Raw genomic sequence first — 22125 nt, 5'->3', positions numbered from 1 at the left:
CGAGGTGTGAGTGGTGGATGCCCGCCGAGGCACCCGATAGTGGGCGGGCGTGCAGCTGAGCGGCCTTACTCCGTACTGACTGCGCGTCCGCGGTCCTCATTTCGTTGGGCGGCGCTGATGATCGCCAGCTCGGCTGTCGTGAGGGCGACGGCGTTGGAGCCGTCGATCTCGAGGCTGTCCGCGATCACGTCGGAGTGGTCGATCGTGGTTCGGAGCGGCACCTCGCGAAGGAAGACGACGAGCAGGGTCGCGACCACCATCAGCGGAACCATGGCGAGGAAGATCGGCGTGAGGGCATCGGCGTAGGAGGCGACGATGATGTCACGGATCGCGGCGGGCAGGTGTTTGACCGAGCCCGGAGTGAACTCGTTGCTCGCTCCAGCGGCGGCCGATCCACCGGCCGACAGTCGCTGCGTCAGCAGATCGGCGAGGCGCGACGTGAAGACGGTGCCGACGATGGCAGCGCCGAGCGACGAGCCGATCTGACGGAAGTAGTTGTTGGTCGCCGTGGCGGTGCCCACCATCGAGTTCGGAAAGGTGTTCTGCACGACGAGAATGAGGTTCTGCATGCACAGCCCGAGTCCGAGTCCCATGACCGCGAGGTAGAGGCAGGTCACCCACACGGCCGTCGTCGCGGACATCGTGGAGAGCAGGAAGAGTCCGACGGCCGTCGTGAGTGTGCCCGCTATCGGCGCCCACTTGTATCGGCCGGTTCGGCTGACGATCTGCCCGGACGCGACCGAGGAGACCAGCAGAGCGGCCATCATCGGGACCATCAGCAGCCCGGCCTGGGTGGCGTTGACGCCCGTCACCATCTGCAGATAGGTGGGGGTGTAGGCGATCGTCCCGAACATGGCGACGCCGATGAGGAGGCCTGCGCCGGTGCTCAGGTTGAAGTTGCGGCGTCGGAACAGCTTCAGGGGCATGATCGGCTCGGGGGTGCGTCGTTCGACGAGCACGAACACGATGGCGGCGATAGCGGTGGCGACGATCAGCAGGATGATGAGGGGCGAGTCCCAGTCGTACGTGGTGCCACCCCAGGTGCTCACCAGGATGAGGCCTGTGGACGCGAGGGCGAGCAGGCCGATCCCGTAGACATCGAGCCGCACTGCGGCAGTCGGGTGTTTCTGCAGGTGCAGGAACGCCGCGGCTGCGATGATCGCGAGAATGCCGAGCGGGATGTTGACCCACAGGCACCAGCGCCAGCTGACCGCATCGGTGAGCCACCCGCCCAAGAGCGGTCCTGCCACCGAGGACACCGCGAATACGGCACCCATGATGCCCATATAGCGCCCGCGCTCGCGCGCGGGAACGACGTCGGCGATGATCGCTTGGGACAGGATCATCAGCCCGCCGCCGCCGAGACCCTGCACGCCGCGGCCGATGATCAACCAGGTCATGTCAGGTGCGAACCCGCCGATCGTCGAGCCGACCACGAAGATCGAGATGGCCGCGATGAAGATGCCCTTGCGCCCGATGAGGTCGCCCAGCTTGCCATAGACGGGCAGCACGATCGTCGAGGTGAGCAGATAGATCGTGATGACCCAGCCCATCTCGTCAGCGGCGTGCAGCTCGCCGACGATCGTCGGCAGCGCGGTGCTGAAGATCGTCTGATCGAGAGACGCCAGAAGCATCGTCAGCAGCAGTCCGGCGAACACCAGAACGATGTTGGGCTTGTCCGTCACCGACCGTGGAGCCGCCTGAGGTCCGCTCGAAGCATCCATACCGCTCGCCTCCGCTCGTCGACAGGAACTCACTGCCCGGTATAGCATGCGTTCCCGATCCCGCCCGGGCCCGGGCCCGCCCGTGCCCGGTCGACCCGTGCCTCCGTCGCTAGCGGGCGAGCGCCGTGAGCAGCCCCGCGTAGTCCTCGCCGCAGGCCTCGCATCCGGCGAGGTGCGCAGCGACGCGAGGGTAGCGTGCGGCGGCGTCGAGTCCGGCGAGGACGAGTTCGGCGAACACGTGCATGAGCGACATCGTCTCGGCGCAGCCGCCGTCGTCGGGGTCGGTGTGGAGGAACCGGTCGAGGCTGTCCCTGGCGCTCATCTCGCCTCCTTCCCGTCGTCGTCCAGATACCGATTAGTGACAAGGTAGCGCCGCAACTTCCGTCGCGCGTCGAAGAGCGTCTTGTACAGCGCACCGCGCGTGGTCTTGCGGGCGAGCGCGAGGGCATCGAGCGGGACGCCCTGCAGCACCACGGCGAGGAGCACGTCGCGCTGCCGTCGCGTCAGCACCGTCTCGATCGCGGTCCGGAGGGCGGCGAGCAGCTCGGCCGCCTCACCGGCTTCCTCGGGTGAGATCCCCAGCCGGTCCGGGAGGCGCTCCCACTTGGCCGCGTCCAGCGAGACGGTGGGGTGCTGCCAGAAGTGGCGGCCGATCTTGGTCGAGACCTCGAACACGGCGAACGTGTACGCCCAGGTCGTGAACCGGCTCTCGCCCCGGAACTCGTGGAGCTTCCGGAGCACCCCGATGGTTGCATCCGCTGCTGCCTGATGCGCGATGTCGTCCAGCTCCGGGCCCGAGAACCGCACCGAGACCGAGCGGCGGCGAACCTCGCCCTGCGCGACGCGCAGAAGCAGCCCGTAGAGACGCTCTTCGGCGGCGCGCTGGACGGCTCCTCCTGCCGTGAGCGTGCGCCGCCACTCGTCGGTCTCCGCCTGGTCGTCGGGAGACGGCCGCCACTGCCCTGGGCGCACGTCGCCGACTGCCATGCACCCGATGCTACGGCTCGGGGCCGCCTCGGCCGGAGAACCGGGAGAGAAAGTCGACGCGCGGGTAAGGATTCCCCGCCGTCCGTCACTCACCGATCGGGCGCCACTGCGCATGACGGCGCTCGGCATGAGGTGCTGACCCGCACCCGAACCGTTCGAACGAAGGAGAAATCATGAGAACGCAACTCCGTCTCGCGGTCGCGGCTGTCGCCGCCGTCGCCGCGACCGCTCTCTTCACTGGGCCGGCGCTCGCCGCGCCCGCACCCTCGAGCTCCGCGCCTCCCCTCGGCCCGTCCGCGGCCGTCTTCGTGCAGACCGACGGGCTCGCGGGCAACTCGGTCGTCGCCTACGACCGCGCGCCCGACGGCACCCTCCATCAGGCCGGCACGTATCCGACCGGAGGGGTCGGCGGCGCGCTGACCGGCTCGGTCGTCGACCATCTGGCCTCGCAGGGCTCCCTCGTCTACGACCGCGGGCTGCTCTACGCCGTCAACGCGGGAAGCAACACGCTCACCGTGTTCGCGGTCCGCGGCGATCGCCTGATCCGGCTCGAGGTGCTGTCGACCGGAGGCTCGTTCCCGGTGAGCGTGACAGCGCACGGGCCGTTCGTGTACGTGCTCGACGCCCGCGCGGGCGGAGCGGTGCAGGGCTACGCGAGGATCGGGGACTTCCTCGTGCGCGTGCCCTCCTACAACCGGCCGCTCGGCCTCGACCCGACGCAGACCCCTGAGTTCACGCACACTCCCGGCCAGGTGGCGTTCACTCCGGACGGGTCGCACCTGGTCGTGACCACGAAGGGGAACGGGAGCGCCATCGACGTGTTCGCTGTCGACCGCTTCGGCGGGCTCTCGCACCACCCCGTCGTGACTCCCGAACCGGGCGCTGTCCCGTTCGCGGTGTCGTTCGATGCCGGCGGCCACCTCGTGGTCGCTGAGGCGGGAACCAACGCGGTCGCCACGTTCCGCATCGACCCGAGCGGCGCGGTCATCCCGACCGCGCAGGCGGCCACAGGGCAGGCGGCCACCTGCTGGATCGTCCGCGACGGTTCCCGCTTCTACGCCTCGAATGCCGGCAGCTCCACGCTGTCCGGCTTCACCGATGCGGGCGCCGGCACGCTCGCGGCGCTCGGCACGACGGCGACCGGCCCCGGCACCGTGGACGCCGCCGTCTCCTCTGACGGGCGTTACCTCTACGCGCAGACCGGCGGCAACGGAGGCGTCGACGCGTTCCGCGTGGGTGCAGACGGCAGCCTGACGAAGGTCGGCTCCGTCGTCGTCCCCGGCGCGGTCGGCGGCGAAGGCATCGCGGCGCTCTGACCGTCACCAGTCCGCACGCCGCGACCCGATCGCGGCGTGTGGAGTCGCCCGCTCACGCGCGCCGGAAGCGCTGGGCGGCGGGGCAGTCGAAGGGGTCGCGCGCGGCGAGGCCGACCCTGTTGAGATAGCGGATGACGATCCGGTAGGAGTTCACCAGCCCGGTCTCGGTGTAGGGGATGTCGTGGGCGGCGCAGTGCTCTCGCACGAGTTCGCGGGCGCGGCGCAGGTGGGGCCGAGGCATGCTCGGGAACAGGTGGTGCTCGACCTGGTGGTTGAGACCGCCCATGAACAGGCTCATCGTCCAGCCACCGCGAATGTTGCGCGAGGTGAGGACCTGCTTGTTCAGGAAGTCGACGCGGGCGCCGGCGGGCAGCTGCGGCATCCCCTTGTGATTGGGGGCGAACGAGGCGCCCATGTAGACGCCGAAGACGGCGAGCTGGACTCCGAGGAACGCGAACGCCAAACCGAGCGGCAACATCGTGAACACGATCGTGACGTAGATGGACAGCCGCAGGGCGATCGCGACCAGCTCGCTCGTCCGGCGCTCGACCGGCCCGCGAGCGAGCAGCGATCGAATGGATGTCACGTGCAAATTCACACCCTCCAGCAGAAGAAGGGGGAAGAACAGGTAACCCTGCCTGCGGGTGATCGCCGCGAGGACGCCACGCTGACGTGCTGCGTCCTCCTCGGTGAAGGAGATCGTGTCGAAGGCGATGTCGGGGTCTTTGCCGACCGTGTTGGGGTTGGCGTGGTGGCGGGTGTGCTTGGTCATCCACCACTGGTAGCTCATCCCGACCACCCAGGTCGCGATGAGACGGCCCGCGCGGTCGTTGCGGGGGCCGGAGGCGAACACCTGGCGGTGGGAGGCCTCATGGCCGAGGAACGCGAACTGGGTGAAGATCAGGCCGAGCGCTCCGGCGACGAGCAGCTGGAACCACGAGTCGCCGAGGAGCACGAAACCGGCGATGGCGCCGAGGAGTGCTGCCGTGAGCACGGCGAACATGGTGATGTAGAAGCCGCGCCGACGCTCCAACAGGCCTTCGCCGCGGACGCGGCCGAGGAGCTCGTTGTAGGTGCTCGTGACCGGTGCACGCGATTCGTCCCGCTGTCGCGTGCGCAGAACGGGTCCGAGAGTGGATGCGGTCATGGCTTCCTCCGCTGATGCGACGACTTCCCAGCCGAGGATGGTGGGCGGAACGCCCGAGATGCAGCAAGCGTAAGGGCGGTTGCTGGGGGTTGCCGGTGTGGTGCCCGACCGTCGGCCGGGCACCACACAGCGATCACGCGGGCCGGATGTTGGCGGCCTGGGGGCCCTTCGGTCCCTGCGCGAGGTCGTACTCGACCTTCTGGTTCTCGTCGAGGTTGCGGTAGCCGCCGGTCGCGGCGATCTCGCTGAAGTGGGCGAAGACGTCGGCGCTGCCGTCATCCGGGGCGATGAATCCGTAGCCCTTTTCCGAGTTGAACCATTTGACGGTGCCTGTGGGCATCTTTTCTTCCTTCATTCTTCATTCTTCGGGAACCGGGAGGCCGGTTCCGGTCGCCGCGCCCGAATCGGCGCGGACGTTCTGGTGACACCGCGGCGGACGCGGTGCGATGGTGTGCGTCGGAGGAGTGTTTCCGCCTCGGCGATGGTGGGGGCGGTTCCGACGGGGTGCGAGCGGTTGTCGAGCACGCGGAAGCGGCCGGCGTCGAGTTCGGCGATGCCGATGTACTCGTCGCCGGCGGTCGCCACCCAGACGCTCTCGTCGGCCCGGCGCCAGACAAGCGCGGCCGAAGGGTGCTGAGAGAGGGTGATGGTGAGTCCTTTCGCCTCGTCTCGAGGCGGGGGAGGGGCTGCGGCAGGTCTGCTGCGGCGGGTGAAAAAAGTATGGAGGCCCGGGAGCCGGGCGTGAATCGGGGCACGCGATCAGAACGCGTTATCTCATTCGACGAAGAACGGATGTTCCGCCTCGAACCACTCCACCATACACGGTGAACCCGGGGAACCGGTCCAGAGCCAGCGAGACCATGGGGAAATGGTCGTCTCATGACGCGGTTTCTGCTGACTGAACGCGAAAACATGCGTCACCGGGTGGAGAGATCCTGGCGCAGGCCGGCCAGGATGGTCCAGACCGCGTTCCGCTTCTTCGGAGTGTTCGCATCGCTCATCGGGATCACGATCTCCAACCCGTCCCGGTACTGGGCGCGTACGGCGAACGAACCCGGCCACTCCGCAGGGTCGTCCCCGCCGAACGACGCCGTGCCTCCCCTGATCTCGAGGCGTTCGAGGTCGGACCGGCGGTGGACCCGGGTCACGACCTCGGCATGACGGCTGGCGAGGTCGAAATCTGCGCTGATCGTCGTCAGCGTGCTGTCGGTGAACCCTCCGAACCGGAGCCGCACCAGCTCCTCCGTCCGCTGAACGCTCGCCCCGGTGTACCGGAGGTCATCGTCGCCGATTGCGAGTGCGGCGCCCGTGACCACGGCCCCGATGAAGCTCTCTGGCACGCCCGCCAGCGCCGCATCGCCCACTTCGTCGAGAATCATCCGACGGATCCTGTCACGCGGAACTCGCATTCGTCATTCCTCCGGTTCGGTGAGTCGTGTCTAGCGGACGACGTCGTCGTCGTCGTAGCCGAGGTGCAGCGTGTTCTTGACGCGTTCGATGCCCTCGGTGATCAGCGACGTCGCCGAAGCCTTGATCGCGCCGAGCCCCTCCGGGTCGCCCTTCAGCAGCGCAAGGCCGGTGTTCTTCGCGAACTCGAACGTGATGTGCGGAGGCAGCGGCGGCGCGTTCTTGCTGGTGTGCGCATCGATGATCGTGACGCCGGGATGGGCGAGGGCGGTGTCCCAGGCCGCCTCGATCTGGTCGTCGGCGGTGACCGCGATGCCCTGGAAGCCGAGCAGTCGGGCCCATCCGGCGTAGTCGACCGATTCGACGTCCTGGGAGGTGGGCCAGACCGGGTTGGCGTCCTCGGTGCGCATCTCCCACGACACCTGGGTCAGGTCGTCGTTGTGCAGCACGAGAACGACGAAACTCGGGTTCGACCACCGCGATTGGTACTTCTTCACCGTGATGAGTTCGTTCATCCCCAGCATCTGGAAGGCGCCGTCGCCGATCGTGCAGATCACGGTGCGGTCGGGGTAGGCGAACTTCGCGGCCGTCGCGTACGGCATGGCGGCGAGCATGGTGGCGAGTCGTCCGGAGAGATCGCCCCTCATGCCGTCGCGCAGCCGGATGTGCTGGCCGTACCAATCCGCGGTCGTCCCCGCGTCTGCGGTGACGATCGCACCGGCGGGGAGGCGCTTGTTCAGCTCGTGGTAGACGGCGCGCGGGTTGACGCCGTCGTCGTAGTGCTGCTCGGCCTGGGCGGCGAGCTCGTCCTCCCAGTCGCGCATCTTCGCCGCGATGCCCTCCTGCCACGAGAGGTCCTCCTTCTGGGTGAGCAGCGGAATGAGGCCGTCGAGGGTGGTCTTCACGTCGCCCCAGATGCTCACCTCGGTCGGGTAACGCAGCCCGAGCTGCTCCGGCCGGAGGTCGACTTGGATGGCGCGCGCCTGCCCGGTCGCCGGGAGGAACTGTCCGTACGGGTAGTTGGTGCCGAGGAGGACGAGCGTGTCGCACTCCTGCATCTGTTCGTAACTCGGTCGGGAGCCGAGCAGGCCGAGCTGCTGCGTGTGGAACGGGACGTCGCCGGGAACGACCTGCTTACCGCGCAGCGTCGTCATGACACCTGCGCCGGCCAGCCGGGCCGCCGCGAGAACCTCCTCGGTCGCGCCCACGGCGCCGTGGCCGACGAGGAAGGTCACGCGCTCGCCGGCGTTGATGATGTCGGCGGCAGCCCTCAGCTGCTCGGGCGGAGGGGCGATCGCCGTCGACGGCGCCACGGCGCTGGAGCGCGAGACCCACATCTCGGCCCCGGGCTCGGCCATCTCCATGCCCTGCACGTCGTGGGGGAGGATGATCACGCAGGGCTGCTTGCGCGTGATCGCGGTACGGAAGGCGGTGTCGACAACGGCTTGCGTCTGCTCCGGGGAGACGATCGTCTGCACATAGGCGGCGACGTCGGAGAACGTCTGCTCGAGCTTGCTCTCCTGCTGGTTGAAGGTTCCGAACGCGTTCAGCCCCTGCTGGCCGACGATGGCGACGACGGGCTGGTTGTCCATCTTGGCGTCGTAGAGGCCGTTCATCAGGTGGAACCCGCCGGGGCTGGAGGTGGCGACGCACACCCCGACTTCGCCGGTGAACTTCGCGTGCGCCACCGCCATCAGGGCGCAGATCTCCTCGTGCGTCGGCCGGATGTACTCCAGTCCGTCGCCGGCTCGCTCGGTCTTGCCGAGCATCCCGTCGAACTCCCCGATCCCGTCGCCGGGGAAGCCGAACACACGCCGTACGCCCCACTCCCGCAGGCGCCCGATCACGAACTCGCTGACCGTCGTTGCCATAGTCGTTCCCTACTTTCGCCCTCTTTCGCGTCTCGACGCCAGCGAACGTCCGGAAGGCGGCGCGCGCAACCCCTTGCGGCCTATTCGTGCACATGCATGCCCGGCCGCCGCGCCCGAGCGAGTGCGGGAGCGGCCCCTCAGGGTGTCGGCATTCCACCCGTCACTGTGAGCGTCTCGCCGACGACGTAACTGGACTCCGGCGACGCCAGGAGCACGTAGGCCGGTGCGAGTTCGGCGGGCTGCCCGGGGCGCCCGAGCGGGGTCTGCGAGCCGAAGTCCGGCAGCTTCTGCGGCGGCTGTCCGGCGCTGACCTGCAACGGCGTCCAGATCGGTCCAGGAGCGACGGCGTTCACACGGATGCCCTTCGGGGCGAGCTGCTGACCGAGCGCCTTGGTGAAGGTGTTGATCGCCGCTTTCGTCGTCGCGTAGTCCACCAGCAGCTCACTCGGCAGGTAGGCCTGCACCGAGGTGGTGTTGATGATCGTCGACCCCGCGGGCAGGTGCGGCAGCGCCGCCTTGGTGAGCCAGAACATCGCGTAGACGTTCGTCTTCATGGTCTCGTCGAACTGCTCGTCAGGGAGGTCGGCCAGGTCGGTGCAGAACAGCTGCTTTCCCGCGTTGTTGACCAGGATGTCCAGCGAGCCGAACTCGTCGACCGCGCGCTTCACGACCTCCCGACAGAACGCCGGTTCGGTCAGGTCGCCGGGGAGCATCAGCGCGCTCTGATTCGTGTCGCGGATCTGCTCGGCGACGGCTTGAGCGTCGACCTCCTCGTCGGGCCGGTAGACGATCGCGACGTCCGCCCCTTCCCGCGCGAACGCGATGGCCACGGCGGCGCCGATGCCGGAGTCGCCTCCTGTGACGATCGCCTTCCTCCCGGTGAGCCGACCGGTGCCCACGTAGCTGGACTCGCCGTGATCGGCGGGCGGGTCGAGTTCGCTGTCGCGGCCGGGCTCCGGCACCTGCGTCTCGGGCGGGTGGATGTGCGGGTAGCGGTCGACCGGGTTGTCGAAGCTGTACTGGCTGTCAGGCATTCGTTCTCCTTCCTCAGACGGCGGGGTTGTGTGCCTGCGCGCCACTGAACCGCGTCCGGTCCGCCGGACATACCGGTTGACAGCGCAGCGGAGGCGGGTAGTCCGGCGGTGCGTCCCGAGGCCGTGCGTCGGGCGCGTGCGTGGTCGCCCACGTTCGCACGGTTCGCGCAAGGGGTCGGAACCAACGGAATATCGGACGACGGTGGCGATCATGGAGGAGACACGGATCGATGACGTCTGGGGCCGACGAACTCCGTATGCGGCCGGGGCCACCTGGCCGACGCGCGTCGACCAGGTGCTGGCCGACGGACTCACCGAAGCAGACATCGACCGCTGGACGCGCTCGGCCTGCGTGCTCTGCAGCAACGGCTGCGGCCTCGACATCGCGGTGAAGGACGGCCGGATGGTCGGGGTGCGCGGTCGCGCCGATGACGCCATCAACCGCGGCCGCCTCGGGCCCAAGGGTCTTTATGGCAGCTGGCAGGGGATGGGTGGTGACGACCGGCTCACCACGCCGCTCCTCCGTCGCGGAGGCGAGCTGGAGCCGGCGACCTGGGAGGAGGCGATGGAGGCCATCGTCTCGCGCAGCCGGGAACTCCTCGACACCGTCGGCCCGCTCAGCCATGGCTTCTACACGAGCGGCCAGCTCTTCATCGAGGAGTACTACGCTCTCGCGGTGCTCGGGAAGGGCGGCATCGGAACGCCGCACATGGACGGCAACACCCGCCTGTGCACGGCGACCGCTGCCTCCGCTCTCAAGGAGACCTTCGGCGCCGACGGTCAGCCCGGCTGCTATGAGGACATCGACGACTGCGATGCCCTCTTCCTCTACGGCCACAACATTGCCGCGACGCAGACAGTCACCTGGTCGCACATCCTCGACCGGCTCGACGGGGCAGACCCGCCGAAGCTCGTCGTCGTCGACCCGAGGAACACCCCGGTGGCCCAGCGCGCGGACGTGCATCTGGCGCTCGAGCCTGGCACCAATCTCGCACTGATGCTCGGGCTCGTTCGCGAGTTGATCGTGAACGGCTGGGTCGATGAGGAGTTCGTCGCCGCACACACGGTCGGCTTCGATGAGCTGCGCGACCAGTGCGCGCTGTGGACCCCCGAGCACACCGCCGAGGTCTGCGGGCTCGACGCCGCCGACATCCGTGAGGCCGCCCGCATCTTCGCGAGCTCCGAGCGCGTCGTCTCCACCGTGCTGCAGGGCTTCTACCAGGCGCCGCAGGCGACCGCCGCCTCGTGCCAGGTGAACAACCTCCATCTGCTGCGCGGGATGCTCGGCCGGCCCGGCGCCGGCATCCTCCAGATGAACGGACAGCCGACCGCGCAGAACAACCGCGAGACCGGCGCCGATGGCGATCTGCCCGGTTTCCGCAACTGGGAGAACCCCGAGCACGTCCAGCAGCTGGCCACGCTGTGGGATGTCGACCCGCTGGTGATTCCGCACTGGGCGGCGCCGACGCACGCGATGCAGTTGTTCCGCTACGTCGAACAGGGGTCGATCTCGTTCCTCTGGATCTCGGCCACCAACCCGGCGGTGTCGCTGCCGCAGCTGGCACGCATCCGGGAGATCCTTGCGAAGAAGGACCTGTTCCTGGTCGTGCAGGATCTCTACCTCACCGAGACGGCCGAGCTCGCAGATGTCGTCCTTCCGGCAGCAGGCTGGGGCGAGAAGACGGGGACCTTCACCAACGCGACCCGCACCGTCCACCTGTCGGAGAAGGCGGTCGATCCGCCGGGCGAGGCGCGCTCGGACCTCGACATCTTCCTCGACTACGCGCGCCGGATGGACTTCCGTCGCAACGACGGCGGCCCACTGCTCGACTGGCGCGGACCGGAGGACGCCTACCGGGCGTGGCAGGAGTGCTCACGCGGACGCCCGTGCGACTACACCGGGATCTCCTATGACGACCTCCGCCGTGAGTCCGGGATCCACTGGCCCCGACGCGAGCACGAGACCAAGAGCGTGATCCGGCTGTACACCGACTTCGACTTCCCGTCACGACCCGAGTACTGCGAGACCTACGGGCACGACCTCCTCACCGGCGCCGCGGTCGGCGGGGAGGCCTACAAGGCGCTCGGCGTCGACGGCCGCGCGATGCTCAAGTCGGCGACGTTCACCGGCCCGCATGAGCCGCCGGACGACGGGTACCCGCTGCGGTTGACCACCGGGCGCAGCGTCTACCACTTCCACACCCGCACCAAGACGGGCCGCACCCCGCTGCTGCAGGAGGCCGCCCCCGAGGTCTGGCTCGAGCTGGCCGCGTCGGACGCAGCCGCGCGCGGTCTGACAGAGGGCGAGCTCGTGGAGGTCCGCTCCCGGCGTGGGCGCATCGTGGCTCCGGTCCGCATCACCGACATCAAGCCCGGAACGGTGTTCGCGCCGTTCCACTACGGGTACTGGGATGCTCCTCCGGAGGCCGAGGAGCGGCATCCGACGGCCGCCAACGAGATGACGGCGACGGAGTGGGACCCGGTGTCGAAGCAGCCCGTGTTCAAGTCGGCCGCGGTGCAGGTGCGCGCGTGGAAGGACGAATCGTGAAGCTCCCTGTGTATCTGACCCTCCTGGCGGAGTCCGAGTCCACGCTCGCCGAGTCGTACCGGCAGGTCGCCGACGCGCACGGCGACGAGCCCGATGTGCACTTCCTCTGCCGGAGCCTCGCCTCGCAGTGCGACGATCACCGGGCCAAGCTCGACCCGGTGATCGCCCGCGTCGGCACGGCCCCGGCTGACGACGAGCCGGAACGCCTCCGCGCGGACGCGATCTCGCAACCGCGCTCCGGCCCGCTCGGACTGCTACGCGACCTCCAGGACCTCTACCTCCTCGCGAGCCTCACCGACATCACCTGGTCGATGGTCGGGCAGGCGGCGATGGCGTTGCATGACCGCGAGCTGCTCGACGTCGTGGGCTCGTGCGACAAGCAGACCGCGATCCAACTGCGCTGGCTGCGCACCCGGATGAAGCAGGCCGCGCCGCAAGCGCTGGTCGTCGCCCGATGAGCGCTCGCGCTCCAGGGGGTCACTCCCGCAACGTCAGCCCGTGACCGGGCAGACGCTCGGGAGTGAGCGCACCGTCCACGAGCGGCAGCGTTCCGGAGAACACCTCGCTCTCCAGCCGAGCGTGGTCGTGGAAGTACTCCAGGTGCCGGAACCCGCGGGTCGCGCAGCCCGCGTGCGCGGCGAGTTGCGGTGCGCAGTGCGCCGAGACCGGGACACCGTGCGCCGCGGCCTGCCTGCTCAGCTGCAGCCAGCCGCTGTAGCCGCCGCAGCGGGTGACGTCGAGCTGGAGGCAGTCCACCGAGCCGAGGAGGGCAACGGCGTCCGAGGGGCGGTACACATACTCGCCCGCCGCGATGTCGGCCAGCGCGCCCGCCCGCACGGCGGCGAGCTGGTCCGGGTAGTCCGAGCTCACCGGCTCTTCGAACCAGGTCACGTCGTACCGCCGCAGCGCGCGCTCCACGCGTAGCGCCTGGCCGACACCGTAGGCGCCGTTCGCGTCGACGAACAGGCCGACCTCGGGTCCGATCGCCTCACGCGCCACCTGCACCCGGTGGAGGTCGCGCTCCTCCTGCGTGCCCCACGCTTCGCCGATCTTCAGCTTCACCCACCGGCAGCCCTCGCGCGCCCAGCCCGCGAGCTGGTCGTGCAGGCGCTCGTCGTCGTAGGTCGTGAAGCCTCCGCTCCCGTACGCGGGAGCGGACACGCGAACCCGTCCCAGGAGGTCGACCAGCGGCATTCCGAGCGCGCGGGCGCGTCCATCCCAGAGCGCGACGTCCACCGCAGAGAGCGCGCACGCGCCGATGCCAGGGCGGCCGGGGTTGCGCAGCGCGTGCTCGAGGTCGGCGACGATCGCGGCGAGGTCGGCGAGCGACCTCCCGCGCACCACCGGCGCGAGCTCGTCGTCGATCACGGTCGCCGCCGCGGCCGAGCTGTACGTGTAGCCGAGGCCGGTCACCTCGCCGGCCCGGAGCAGCACGACGACCAGCGTCGTGCTGTCCCAGGAGGCTGTGCCGTCGGCCTCCGGGGAGTCGGTGGGGATGCGGAGGACCCGAGTCTCCAGCGCCTCCACGACTGGGAGCGTCCCGCCCATCGACCGTTCAGCTCCTCTGCCGCACGCGCTCCGAGGCGAGCGCCCGCTCGACCGCCTCCGCGGGCACACGCTCGGCGGTCCGGCCCGGGCGGTCCACCCGCACGGGCACGCCGCGGCGCGCTCCGAGCTGCAGTGCGAGGACCTCCGCGAGGTGCAGCGGCCGCGACGCCTCGGAGAGGCCGGCGGTGCCACCGAGCTGCTCGACCTGGGTGCGGCAGCTGAAGCCGTCCGCGATCACGCGCGCGCCCGGTCCGGCCTCCCGGATGGCGGGAAGCAGCGCGTGCTCGGCTGCCGCCGCCGACACGTCCAGATGGCCGTCCTCGAAGCCGAAGTTGCCGGCGAGACCGCAGCAGCCCTCCACCGTGGTCGTCTCGATCCCGGCCCTGTCGAGAATCGTCTGGTCGGCGCCGAAGCCGCCCACCGCGTGCTGGTGGCAGTGCGGCTGCACGACCGCAGTGCCACCGATGTGCGGGGGCGACCAGTCGGGCGTGCGCTCCAGCAGCTCGGCGAAGGAGGTCGCCCGCTCGGCGACCGCGGCGACGTTCGGATCGTCGGGCAGCAGTTCGGGAGCGTCGGAGCGGAAGACCGCGAGGCAGCTCGGCTCCAACCCGACCAGGGGCACGTCGTCGCTCAGCGCGGCGGCGAGCACCTCGGCGGTGTGTGCCAGCATTCTCCCGGCCGTCGCGAGCTGGCCGGTCGAGATCCAGGTCAGGCCGCAGCAGAGGTGCCCCGGCGGCAGAACCACGCGGTAGCCGGCGTCTTCGAGCACGGTGACGGCCGCGCGGCCGATGGAGGGGTGGAAGTTGTCGGTGAACGTGTCCGGCCAGATCATCACGTCGCCCAGCGGCGCAGGGGGCCCGGGCGGCCGTTCGGCGAACCAGTCGGTGAAGCGCTGGGGCGCGAACCGCGGCACTGGCCGGTCGGGCTCGACGCCTCCGAGCCGCTTGGCCGCACGGGAGAGCCCGGGGATGCGCGCGAGCCGGTTCACGAGCGCCGGCGCGACGCTCGCGATCCGCGCCCAGATCGGCAGCCAGCCCATCGTGTAGTGGGCGGCCGGGCGCAGCCTCCCCTCGTAGTGGTGCGAGAGGAACTCGGCCTTGTAGGTCGCCATGTCGACGTTGACCGGGCAGTCGGTCTTGCAGCCCTTGCACGACAGGCACAGGTCGAGGGCGTCGCGCACCTCGGTCGAGCGCCAGCCGTCGGCGATCGGGCTCTCGCGGTACTGTCCCTCCAGCATCTCGAAGAGCAGCCGCGAGCGGCCGCGCGTGGAGTGCTCCTCCTCGTTCGTCGCCCGGAACGACGGGCACATGACGTTGCCGCTGTGGCTGCGGCAGTTGCCGACGCCCACGCAACGCAGGGCCGCGCGGTCGAACTGCCCGCGGTCCTTCGGGTACGAGAAGTGCAACTCCACGTCGACCTTCGGCCCGTACCCGGCGCCGAGCCGGAGGTTCTCGGTCGGCTGGTAGGGATGCACGACCTTGCCCGGGTTCATCCTGTCCTCCGGATCGAACAGCGCCTTGAACCGCTCGAACACGTGCACGACCTCCTCGCCGAACATCACGGGCAGCAGGGCCCCGCGCGACTGCCCGTCGCCGTGCTCGCCGGAGAGCGAACCTCCGTAGCTCGCGACCAGCTCCGCCGCGCGCTGGATGAACGCGCGGTATTGCGCGATCCCCTCCTCCGTCACGAGGTCGAACGGGATGCGGCAGTGCACGCAGCCCTGCCCGAAGTGCCCGTAGCGGGAGACGTTCTGGTAGCCGAACTCGTCGAGGAGGTCGCCGAAGTCGCGCAGGTACCGGCCGAGGTGCTCGGGAGGCACCGCGGCGTCCTCCCAGCCCTCCCAGGTGTCCTGGCGGTCGGGGATCCACGCCGTTGCGCCGAGCCCCGCTTCGCGGACCTCCAGGATCTCCTTCTGGTGCGCCTCGTCGCCGAACTCGCGATCGTGGGGCACGACGTCGCGGTCCTGGAGCGCCGCGACCATTCTCCGCGCCTTCTCGTCCGACTCGTCCTTGGTCTGACCGCCGAACTCGACGACCAGCCAGCCGTCGCCCTCGGGGAGCAGATGCAGGGCCTCCACGTTCTGGCGCTTGGTCTTCTGGTCGTTCACCAGCACGCTGTCGAGGCCCTCGATCGTGAGCGGGTCGTGCTCGGCGATCTCGGTAGCGGCATCCGCGGCGTCCTCGATGCTCGGGAAGCCGAGGACCAGGAAGGTGCGCGTCGGCGGCACGGGAACGAGGTCGAGCTCCGCGCGCAGCACCGTGACCAGCGTGGACTCCGAGCCGACCAGCGCCCTGCCCACGTCGAACCCGGCCTCCGGCAGCAGCGAGTCGAGGTTGTAGCCCGAGACCCGGCGCGGGATGTGCGGATAGCGCTCGCGGATGAGGTCGCCCGACGTCTCGGCGAGGTCGCGCATCGCGGTGTAGAGCTCCGCCACCGGCCCGCCGGCGTGCTGGATGCGCTCGAACTCCTCGGTGGAGGTCGGTCCCGCCCAGAACCGGTCGCCCGCGTAGGTCAGCACCTCCAGCCGGCGCACGTTGTCGACGGTCTTGCCGTACGCCTGGGCGGTGGACCCGCACGAGTTGTTGCCGATCATCCCGCCGAGCGTGCAGTGCGAGTGCGTGGCCGGCTTCGGCCCGAATTGGAGGCCGTGCGGGGCCAGCACCGCGTTGAGGTCGTCGAGCGCGATGCCGGGCTCGACCGTCGCGGTGCGTGCGTCGGGGTCGACGGACAGAACCCGGTTGCAGTACTTGCTCCAGTCGATGACGATCGCGTGGTTGGTGCACTCGCCGGCGAGGCTCGTCCCGCCGCCGCGGCTGAGCACAGGCGCGCCGTATTCGCGGCAGACGGCGATGGCCTCCACCGCCGCGTCGACCGTGTACGGCACGACGACGCCGATCGGCACCTGCCGGTAGTTGGAGGCGTCGGTCGCGTAGGTCGCCCGGCTGCCGTCGTCGAACCGCACTTCCCCGTCGACCCGGTCGGCGAGGGCGTCAGCGAGCGTCCGAACGTCGACGCCGCCCGAGGTGATGACGCTCATCGGCGGCCGTCCTCCGCGTCGGATGCGAGGGGCGACACGGCTCAGTCCTCGTCGATCTGCTCGAGGAGCTTCTTCGTCGACTTCGCGATGTCATCGTGGTCGTTTTGAGCGGCGCGGCTCTCCAGCGAGATGACCGCGCAGCGATGAACCGTGGCGAAGTCGCCATAAGGGAAGCTGAACCGCCCCTTCGTCTCCTCGCTCGCCTCCGCGTCCTCGCCCAGGTGCCAGAGCGCGTATTCGTCCCAGCCGTGCTTGTCGATGAAAGCGTTCTCGTCGGCGGCGCTCGGTGCGTGCTCGCTCCAGTCGTCGCGCTCGTCGCGGACCACCGTCCCCTTCTCCACGAGCGAGCGCGCGTGGTCGAGGGCTTTCCGGTTGAGCTTCACGGTCATGTCGCAGCCTTCCTGGTCGTCCCGACGTTCCTGATGCGGATGCAATGCCCCTCTGTGCGTGAGCGCAAGGGGTTGACCGGATTCGCAGGAGGCGCGGAGCATCGCAGCATCGAATCGTGAACGAGCGGAGGACTGTCGATGAACGGGATCGAGAACCTGGAGGGCGCCATCGTCGTCGTGACGGGCGCGAGCGGAGGCGTCGGCCGCGCCGCCGCCGTCGAGTTCGGGCGGAATGGCGCGAGCGTCGCGCTGCTCGCCCGCGGCGAGGCGGGGGTGGAAGCCGCTGCCGACGAGGTGCGCGCCGCGGGCGGCCGCGCGCTCACGGTGCCGGTCGATGTGGCTGACGCGGAGGCGATGGAGGCCGCCGCGGAGCGCGTCGTCACCGAATGGGGACGCATCGATGTCTGGGTGAACTGTGCGTTCTCCTCCGTCTTCGCCGAGTTCGGTCGGATCGCCCCGGACGAGTTCCGGCGGACGACGGAGGTCTCCTACCTCGGGTTCGTCTACGGCACGATGGCGGCGCTCCGCCGGATGCGTCCCGCCGGCCGGGGCACGATCGTGCAGATCGGCTCGGCGCTCGCCTACCGCGGCATCCCACTGCAGTCCGCGTACTGCGGCGCCAAGCACGCGATCGTCGGCTTCACGGAATCGGTGCGCACCGAACTGCTGCACGACCACAGCGACGTTGCGATCACCATGGTCCACCTCCCCGCGATGAACACGCCGCAGTTCCGGTGGCTGCTGTCGCGCCTCCCGAAGCAGGCGCAGCCGGTGCCGCCGATCTACCAGCCGGAGGTCGCCGCCCGCACGATCGTCCGGGCAGCGGTGCGGCCTCGGCGCGCGTACTGGGTGGGCGCGTCGACAGTGGAGACGATCGTCGGCAACCGCCTGATTCCCGGCCTGCTCGACCGCTACTTGGCACGGACCGGCTACCAGTCGCAGCAGACCGACGAGCCGCGCCCGGCCGACCAGCCCGCCAACCTGTGGGAGCCCGCCGACCGGGTCGTCGACCACGGCAGCCACGGGCCGTTCGGAGACCGCTCGAAGGGGAGGAGCGTGCAGGCGTGGGCGTCGCGGAACCGGCGGTCGCTGAGCGTCGCGGGTGCGGCGCTGTCGGGTGCGGCGCTCGCCGGCGCGACCGTTCTGAGCGCGGCTGCTCGGGATCGGCGCGGACCGCTGCGGCGTGCTGCCGACGGCGTCGCGCGCACCGTACTCCGCTGAGAGTACGGAAACGTACTCCGTCGCCCCCATGACAGGAGCGGGCTGCGCGAACAGAATGGTGGCTGAATGCCGCGCACCGCTGAATGAAAGGGGACCCCGATGTCCACGCTCCCGAACTCCTCTGCACTCCCGAACTCCTCTGCCGATCTTGTCCGCCGCTCAAGGGAGGCCCTCAGCGCGCTCGCCGTCCAGTTCCTTCTCGGGATGGGCGCGAATCTCATCGGCGCCCCCGAGGAGAACGAGGGTGCTGCCCGGGTGTTCGCGGGCATCCTCCTCGGCCTCCACGCGCTCGTCGGCATCGGGCTGATCGTCGTGGCCGTGCGGGTGTGGACGACCGCTCGTCGGGCGGGGGTCGCGCAGAGTGCCGCGCTGTGGGGGTTCATCGTGATCATCGCGACCTTCCTCGTCGGGGTCGGAACGATGTTCACCGGCAGCGACTGGCTGTCGTTCCTCATGTCGGTCGGGTTCGTCGCCGCCGCGGCGCTGTACATCGCCGTCGGAGCGGGAGCCGTGGTTCGGCAGCGCTCGTCCGTCGCGGGTTGACGGCCGGCCGGAGCGTCACCCCTCCAGATCGAGCACGAACGTGAGCAGCTGCAGCTCCCGGCCGTCGGGGAGGACGATGACGCCCTCCCGCTCGGCGCGCCTGCTGAAGCCCAGCTTGCGGTAGAGCGCGTGCGCGCCCAGCATCTCCGGGCCGCTGTTCAGCACGACGGCGCGCTGTCCGCGGCGTCGAGCCTCCGCCATGGCGAACCGGGTCAGCTCGGCGCCGATGCCGCGCCCGCGGGCGGAGGGATGCGTGGCCAGAAGGCGGAAGTAGAGCTCGTTCGGCCCGACGTGCCCGTGCTGGTCGTGACCGGCGCGGAGCACGGCGATCGTGCCGACGAGCGTGCCGGTGACCGCGTCCTCCGCCACGAAGAAGTCGAACGCGTCGAGGAGGGTCTCGGGGTGTCGCAGCTGCTGACGGTAGTCGTCGGAGAGATCGGTGTAGTCGTGCGAGTACGCCGCGTACGTGAGCTCGCCGATCGCGGCGAACTCGCCCTCGGCGGCCGGTCGGATGCGTACGGTGGCCGCCGGGACGGTGGTGCTCATCGCACCAGGCTACGTCAGGTGTCAGGGTGCTCGGCCCGGGCGGCGGCAGGGCCGCTGCTGCGCTTTCACCCCACCCGATAGGCTGGGCGCGTGCTTCTCTCCGATCGTGACATCAAGGCCGAACTGGGTGCTGGGCGGATCGCGCTGGAGCCGTACGAGTCGGCGATGGTGCAGCCGTCGAGCATCGACGTGCGGCTGGACCGCTTCTTCCGTCTCTTCGACAACCACAAGTACCCCTTCATCGACCCGGCTATCGATCAGCCCGAGCTGACCCGGTTCGTCGAGGTCGACCCGGGTCAGCCGTTCATCCTGCACCCGGGTGAGTTCGTCCTCGGGTCGACCTTCGAGATGGTCAGCCTTCCCGACGACGTCGCCGCGCGTCTCGAGGGCAAGAGCTCGCTCGGGAGGCTGGGCCTGCTCACGCACTCCACGGCCGGCTTCATCGATCCCGGCTTCTCGGGTCACGTCACGCTCGAGCTGAGCAACGTGGCGACGCTGCCGATCAAACTCTGGCCGGGCATGAAGATCGGCCAGATGTGCTTCTTCCGGTTGTCGTCCGCGGCCGAGCGCCCGTACGGTTCGGCCGAGTACAGCTCCCGGTATCAGGGCCAGCGCGGCCCGACGGCCTCGCGCTCGTACCTCAACTTCCACCGCACCGACGTCTCAGCGAACGACGCGGGACGACCGTCCAGCTGACCCTGACCGGTCGGCCCGGCTCACCCGAGCCCACGCCCGGCTGGTAGGTGCGGAGGCGCAAATGCTACCCGGGCTAGCTGCTTCGGGGACGAACGGATTCGCCTTGCGGCATACGCCGACGAAGTTATCCACAGTCAATTACACAGGTGGAAAATAATGAGACCCACTCACAGCTGACCTGAAGCTTCGGGCGCATCGTCTGCGTAGAGCGCGGGCAATTGCAGGGTCAGCCACGGGCTGAACGCCCAGGGTGTCGCGTCGACCCCCGCGAGCAGCACCCGCGGATCCACCCATTCCCATTCGGCGACCTCGGCCTCGACAGGGTCGAGCTCGCCCGCGATCGTCGCCGTGAAGACGGGGCAGACCTCGTACTCGACGATGCCGGCGGCGTCGGTGGCGCGATACCGGAAGTCGGGGAGGACGGCGACGAGGTTCTCGACCCTGGTGCCGAGTTCGTCGGCTGCGCGGCGGGCGATCGCGTCCTCCATCGTCTCGCCGGGGGCGGGATGCCCGCAGAACGAGTTCGTCCAGACCCCGGGCCAGGTCGCCTTGCCGAGCGCGCGGCGGGTCACGAGAACGCGTCCCTCGCCATCGAAAAGGTGGCACGAGAACGCCAGGTGGAGCGGGGTGTGCGCCGAGTGCACGGTTGCCTTGTCCGCGGTCCCAACCGGGGTGCCGTCGTCGGCGAGCAGCACGACCTCTTCGCGCGGTGGCGTCATGCGTCCATCCTAGGCTCGGCAGGCTCGGCAGGCTCGGCAGGCTCGGCAGGCTCGGCAGGCTCGGCAGGCTCGGCAGGCTCGGCAGGCTCGGTCGGACGATCGGCGGCTCAGAAGCGTGAGGCCGAGCGCGGCAGGGCGGCACCACAGTGGTGCCGCCCTGCGTCCGTTCAGTCGGTGGCCGGGTCGTCGCTGCGCGCCTCGCCGTCAGAGGACGGTGTCTGCTCGGCGGGGGCTTCGGTCCCGGGCGCCTCGGAATCCAGCGCGTCGGCCGGTGGCGTCCAGCCGAGATTGCGCGCCATGGCCTCCAGCGTGGCTAGCGTCGTGGCCAGGTCGGCCGGGTCGATGCCCTCCGAGACCGACGCCCGGAGGGCGCGGATGCGCTCGAAGGCCGCGTCGTGGGCCGCGCGTCCCTCGTCGGTCAGAGTCGCCGTGTCGCCGTCGAACCAGACCCAGCCGCGCTCGACGAAGTCGGCGAGAACCCGATCGACGCCGGCGCGGATGTGCTCGTGGCAGCCGCCGCGGCCGGAGAAGGGCGCGTGACCGTAGACAGGCGAGAAGCCGTAGCCGTAGCCGTGACCGTAGCCGTTGCCGTGGCCCTGACCGTACGGGCCGTGACCGAATCGGCCGGGGCCGAATCCGCCGGGGCCGAATCCGCCGGGGCCGAACCGGCCGGGGCCGAACGGCGTACCGCGCTCGAAGCCGCGGACGAACCCGCGTTCGAACCCGCGCTCGAAGGCCTGCTGCGAGCCATGTCCGCCGGATCGGGGGCCGTGCTCGTGGTCGTGCTCGCCGTGGTGGTCGTGCTCGGGGTGCGCGTCGTGGTCGTCGCCGCGCCCATGCTCGTGCTCGTGCTTGTGCCCGGCGTCGTGTTCGTGGTCGTGTTCGTGCCCGGCGTCGTGTTCGTGGTCGTGCCCGTGCTCCTGTTCGTGCTCGACGCCGTGCTCGTGGTGGTCGCGTGGGTCAGGATGCGGGTGCTGCCGGTCGTGCTCCATCCACGCGCGGTACATCTCCTGGCGGCGCTCCCATTCTCGGCGCATCCAGTCCGGATGTCCGCGCCATTCACGCCGACCGGACGCGGCGGCCGAGCCTGTGCCACGGTCCGTGCCGGGATCTGCGCCCTCTCGGTCGCCTTCCGGGTTCCGGCGGTCGGCGCCGGGTCCGTCGTGCCGCTCGCCGGGGTCGGGCGGGCCGGCGTGGCCGTGGCGGGGCAGGGTGGCGGCCAGGTCCTCCGGCGTTGTGGGCCTGTCGGCCAGGGTGTGCAGGATGCGCCAGCCGCGGCGGCCGAGGCCGAGGTCGTGGAGTTCGTCGCGCATCCGGTCGCGGAGTCGCCTGTTCAGCTCGCCGAACCAGTAGCCCGGGGGCGTGGTGTTCGAGTCGTCGATGTTCGTCATC

The 22125-nt window shown here is 69.9% G+C and carries 21 protein-coding genes; 6 read left to right on the top strand and 15 right to left on the bottom strand.

The genetic code is table 11. From position 1 onward, the window contains the following. Nucleotides 1–65: 65 nt before the first annotated feature. The 3 genes from ACPPVW_RS06380 to ACPPVW_RS06370 form a co-directional block, all read right to left on the bottom strand. Nucleotides 66–1724 (bottom strand): MDR family MFS transporter, encoded by a 1659-nt coding sequence (locus ACPPVW_RS06380; protein WP_426625683.1) that lies wholly within the window; start codon nucleotides 1722–1724, stop codon nucleotides 66–68. A gap of 109 nt (nucleotides 1725–1833) precedes the next feature. After that, on the bottom strand, nucleotides 1834–2046 hold the full coding sequence (locus tag ACPPVW_RS06375; RefSeq protein WP_426625682.1) for a hypothetical protein: 213 nt from the start codon (nucleotides 2044–2046) through the stop codon (nucleotides 1834–1836). After that, the gene (locus ACPPVW_RS06370) at nucleotides 2043–2711 is read right to left on the bottom strand and encodes a sigma-70 family RNA polymerase sigma factor (protein ID WP_426625681.1); all 669 of its coding nucleotides are present in this window, start codon (nucleotides 2709–2711) and stop codon (nucleotides 2043–2045) included. Before ACPPVW_RS06370 ends, ACPPVW_RS06375 begins: the two co-directional genes overlap by 4 nt. Before the next feature lie 173 nt (nucleotides 2712–2884). On the opposite strand from ACPPVW_RS06370, the gene ACPPVW_RS06365 reads away from it, so the two are divergent. Beyond that, on the top strand, nucleotides 2885–4027 hold the full coding sequence (locus tag ACPPVW_RS06365; protein WP_426625680.1) for a lactonase family protein: 1143 nt from the start codon (nucleotides 2885–2887) through the stop codon (nucleotides 4025–4027). Nucleotides 4028–4079: 52 nt separating this feature from the next. Here ACPPVW_RS06365 and ACPPVW_RS06360 read toward each other — a convergent pair whose 3' ends face one another. The 6 genes from ACPPVW_RS06360 to ACPPVW_RS06335 form a co-directional block, all read right to left on the bottom strand. Continuing rightward, complete coding sequence (locus tag ACPPVW_RS06360) at nucleotides 4080–5174, bottom strand: fatty acid desaturase family protein (RefSeq protein ID WP_426625679.1); 1095 nt, start codon at nucleotides 5172–5174, stop codon at nucleotides 4080–4082. A 133-nt stretch (nucleotides 5175–5307) separates the two neighbouring features. Continuing rightward, entirely contained in the window at nucleotides 5308–5514 is a 207-nt protein-coding gene (locus ACPPVW_RS06355) for a cold-shock protein (protein ID WP_426625678.1), read from the bottom strand. An 11-nt stretch (nucleotides 5515–5525) separates the two neighbouring features. Then, a complete protein-coding gene (locus tag ACPPVW_RS06350) occupies nucleotides 5526–5759 on the bottom strand; it encodes a hypothetical protein (protein WP_426625677.1) in 234 nt (77 codons plus the stop codon). 332 nt (nucleotides 5760–6091) lie between these two features. Continuing rightward, nucleotides 6092–6553 (bottom strand): hypothetical protein, encoded by a 462-nt coding sequence (locus ACPPVW_RS06345; RefSeq protein ID WP_426625676.1) that lies wholly within the window; start codon nucleotides 6551–6553, stop codon nucleotides 6092–6094. A gap of 60 nt (nucleotides 6554–6613) precedes the next feature. Beyond that, on the bottom strand, nucleotides 6614–8452 hold the full coding sequence (locus ACPPVW_RS06340; protein ID WP_426625675.1) for a thiamine pyrophosphate-requiring protein: 1839 nt from the start codon (nucleotides 8450–8452) through the stop codon (nucleotides 6614–6616). 137 nt (nucleotides 8453–8589) lie between these two features. Beyond that, nucleotides 8590–9486 (bottom strand): SDR family oxidoreductase, encoded by an 897-nt coding sequence (locus ACPPVW_RS06335; RefSeq protein WP_426625674.1) that lies wholly within the window; start codon nucleotides 9484–9486, stop codon nucleotides 8590–8592. Nucleotides 9487–9697: 211 nt separating this feature from the next. Between ACPPVW_RS06335 and ACPPVW_RS06330 the strand changes: the two genes are divergently transcribed. After that, nucleotides 9698–12034, top strand: a complete 2337-nt coding sequence (locus ACPPVW_RS06330) for a molybdopterin oxidoreductase family protein (RefSeq protein ID WP_426625673.1) — start codon at nucleotides 9698–9700, stop codon at nucleotides 12032–12034. Further along, nucleotides 12031–12492: a hypothetical protein gene (locus ACPPVW_RS06325; RefSeq protein WP_426625672.1), complete on the top strand. Its 462-nt coding sequence runs from the start codon at nucleotides 12031–12033 to the stop codon at nucleotides 12490–12492. The genes ACPPVW_RS06330 and ACPPVW_RS06325 overlap by 4 nt, the downstream gene beginning before the upstream one ends. A gap of 19 nt (nucleotides 12493–12511) precedes the next feature. Here ACPPVW_RS06325 and ACPPVW_RS06320 read toward each other — a convergent pair whose 3' ends face one another. From ACPPVW_RS06320 to ACPPVW_RS06310, 3 genes are read right to left on the bottom strand one after another with little or no spacing between them, the layout of a single operon-like run. Then, a complete protein-coding gene (locus ACPPVW_RS06320) occupies nucleotides 12512–13582 on the bottom strand; it encodes an enolase C-terminal domain-like protein (protein WP_426625671.1) in 1071 nt (356 codons plus the stop codon). Nucleotides 13583–13589: 7 nt separating this feature from the next. Next, on the bottom strand, nucleotides 13590–16619 hold the full coding sequence (locus ACPPVW_RS06315) for an FAD-binding and (Fe-S)-binding domain-containing protein (RefSeq protein WP_426625670.1): 3030 nt from the start codon (nucleotides 16617–16619) through the stop codon (nucleotides 13590–13592). 41 nt (nucleotides 16620–16660) lie between these two features. Then, nucleotides 16661–17008 (bottom strand): hypothetical protein, encoded by a 348-nt coding sequence (locus ACPPVW_RS06310; RefSeq protein ID WP_426625669.1) that lies wholly within the window; start codon nucleotides 17006–17008, stop codon nucleotides 16661–16663. Between the two features lie 138 nt (nucleotides 17009–17146). Here ACPPVW_RS06310 and ACPPVW_RS06305 point away from each other — a divergent pair, with 138 nt between their 5' ends. Together ACPPVW_RS06305 and ACPPVW_RS06300 are read left to right on the top strand one after the other, a co-directional pair. After that, a complete protein-coding gene (locus tag ACPPVW_RS06305; protein WP_426625668.1) occupies nucleotides 17147–18229 on the top strand; it encodes an SDR family oxidoreductase in 1083 nt (360 codons plus the stop codon). Nucleotides 18230–18328: 99 nt separating this feature from the next. Beyond that, on the top strand, nucleotides 18329–18772 hold the full coding sequence (locus tag ACPPVW_RS06300; protein WP_426625667.1) for a hypothetical protein: 444 nt from the start codon (nucleotides 18329–18331) through the stop codon (nucleotides 18770–18772). 15 nt (nucleotides 18773–18787) lie between these two features. Here the strand turns inward: ACPPVW_RS06300 and ACPPVW_RS06295 are convergent, their stop codons facing one another. Next, nucleotides 18788–19318, bottom strand: coding sequence for a GNAT family N-acetyltransferase (locus ACPPVW_RS06295; RefSeq protein ID WP_426625666.1), 531 nt, complete (start codon nucleotides 19316–19318; stop codon nucleotides 18788–18790). A 90-nt stretch (nucleotides 19319–19408) separates the two neighbouring features. Between ACPPVW_RS06295 and dcd the strand changes: the two genes are divergently transcribed. Further along, nucleotides 19409–20014 carry a dCTP deaminase gene (dcd, locus tag ACPPVW_RS06290; protein WP_426625665.1) on the top strand — a complete coding sequence of 202 codons (606 nt, stop codon included), beginning with the start codon at nucleotides 19409–19411 and terminating at the stop codon, nucleotides 20012–20014. 167 nt (nucleotides 20015–20181) lie between these two features. Here the strand turns inward: dcd and idi are convergent, their stop codons facing one another. Beyond that, nucleotides 20182–20733 carry an isopentenyl-diphosphate Delta-isomerase gene (gene idi, locus ACPPVW_RS06285; RefSeq protein WP_426625664.1) on the bottom strand — a complete coding sequence of 184 codons (552 nt, stop codon included), beginning with the start codon at nucleotides 20731–20733 and terminating at the stop codon, nucleotides 20182–20184. Nucleotides 20734–20900: 167 nt separating this feature from the next. Next, entirely contained in the window at nucleotides 20901–22124 is a 1224-nt protein-coding gene (locus ACPPVW_RS06280) for a hypothetical protein (RefSeq protein ID WP_426625663.1), read from the bottom strand. Between the last annotated feature and the right edge of the window lies 1 nt (nucleotide 22125).

This window comes from Leifsonia sp. McL0607 (assembly GCF_049993355.1).
Classification (GTDB): domain Bacteria; phylum Actinomycetota; class Actinomycetes; order Actinomycetales; family Microbacteriaceae; genus Leifsonia.
The sequence above is the reverse complement of the archived record's forward strand: the minus strand, read 5'-3'. Positions and strand labels throughout refer to the sequence as shown.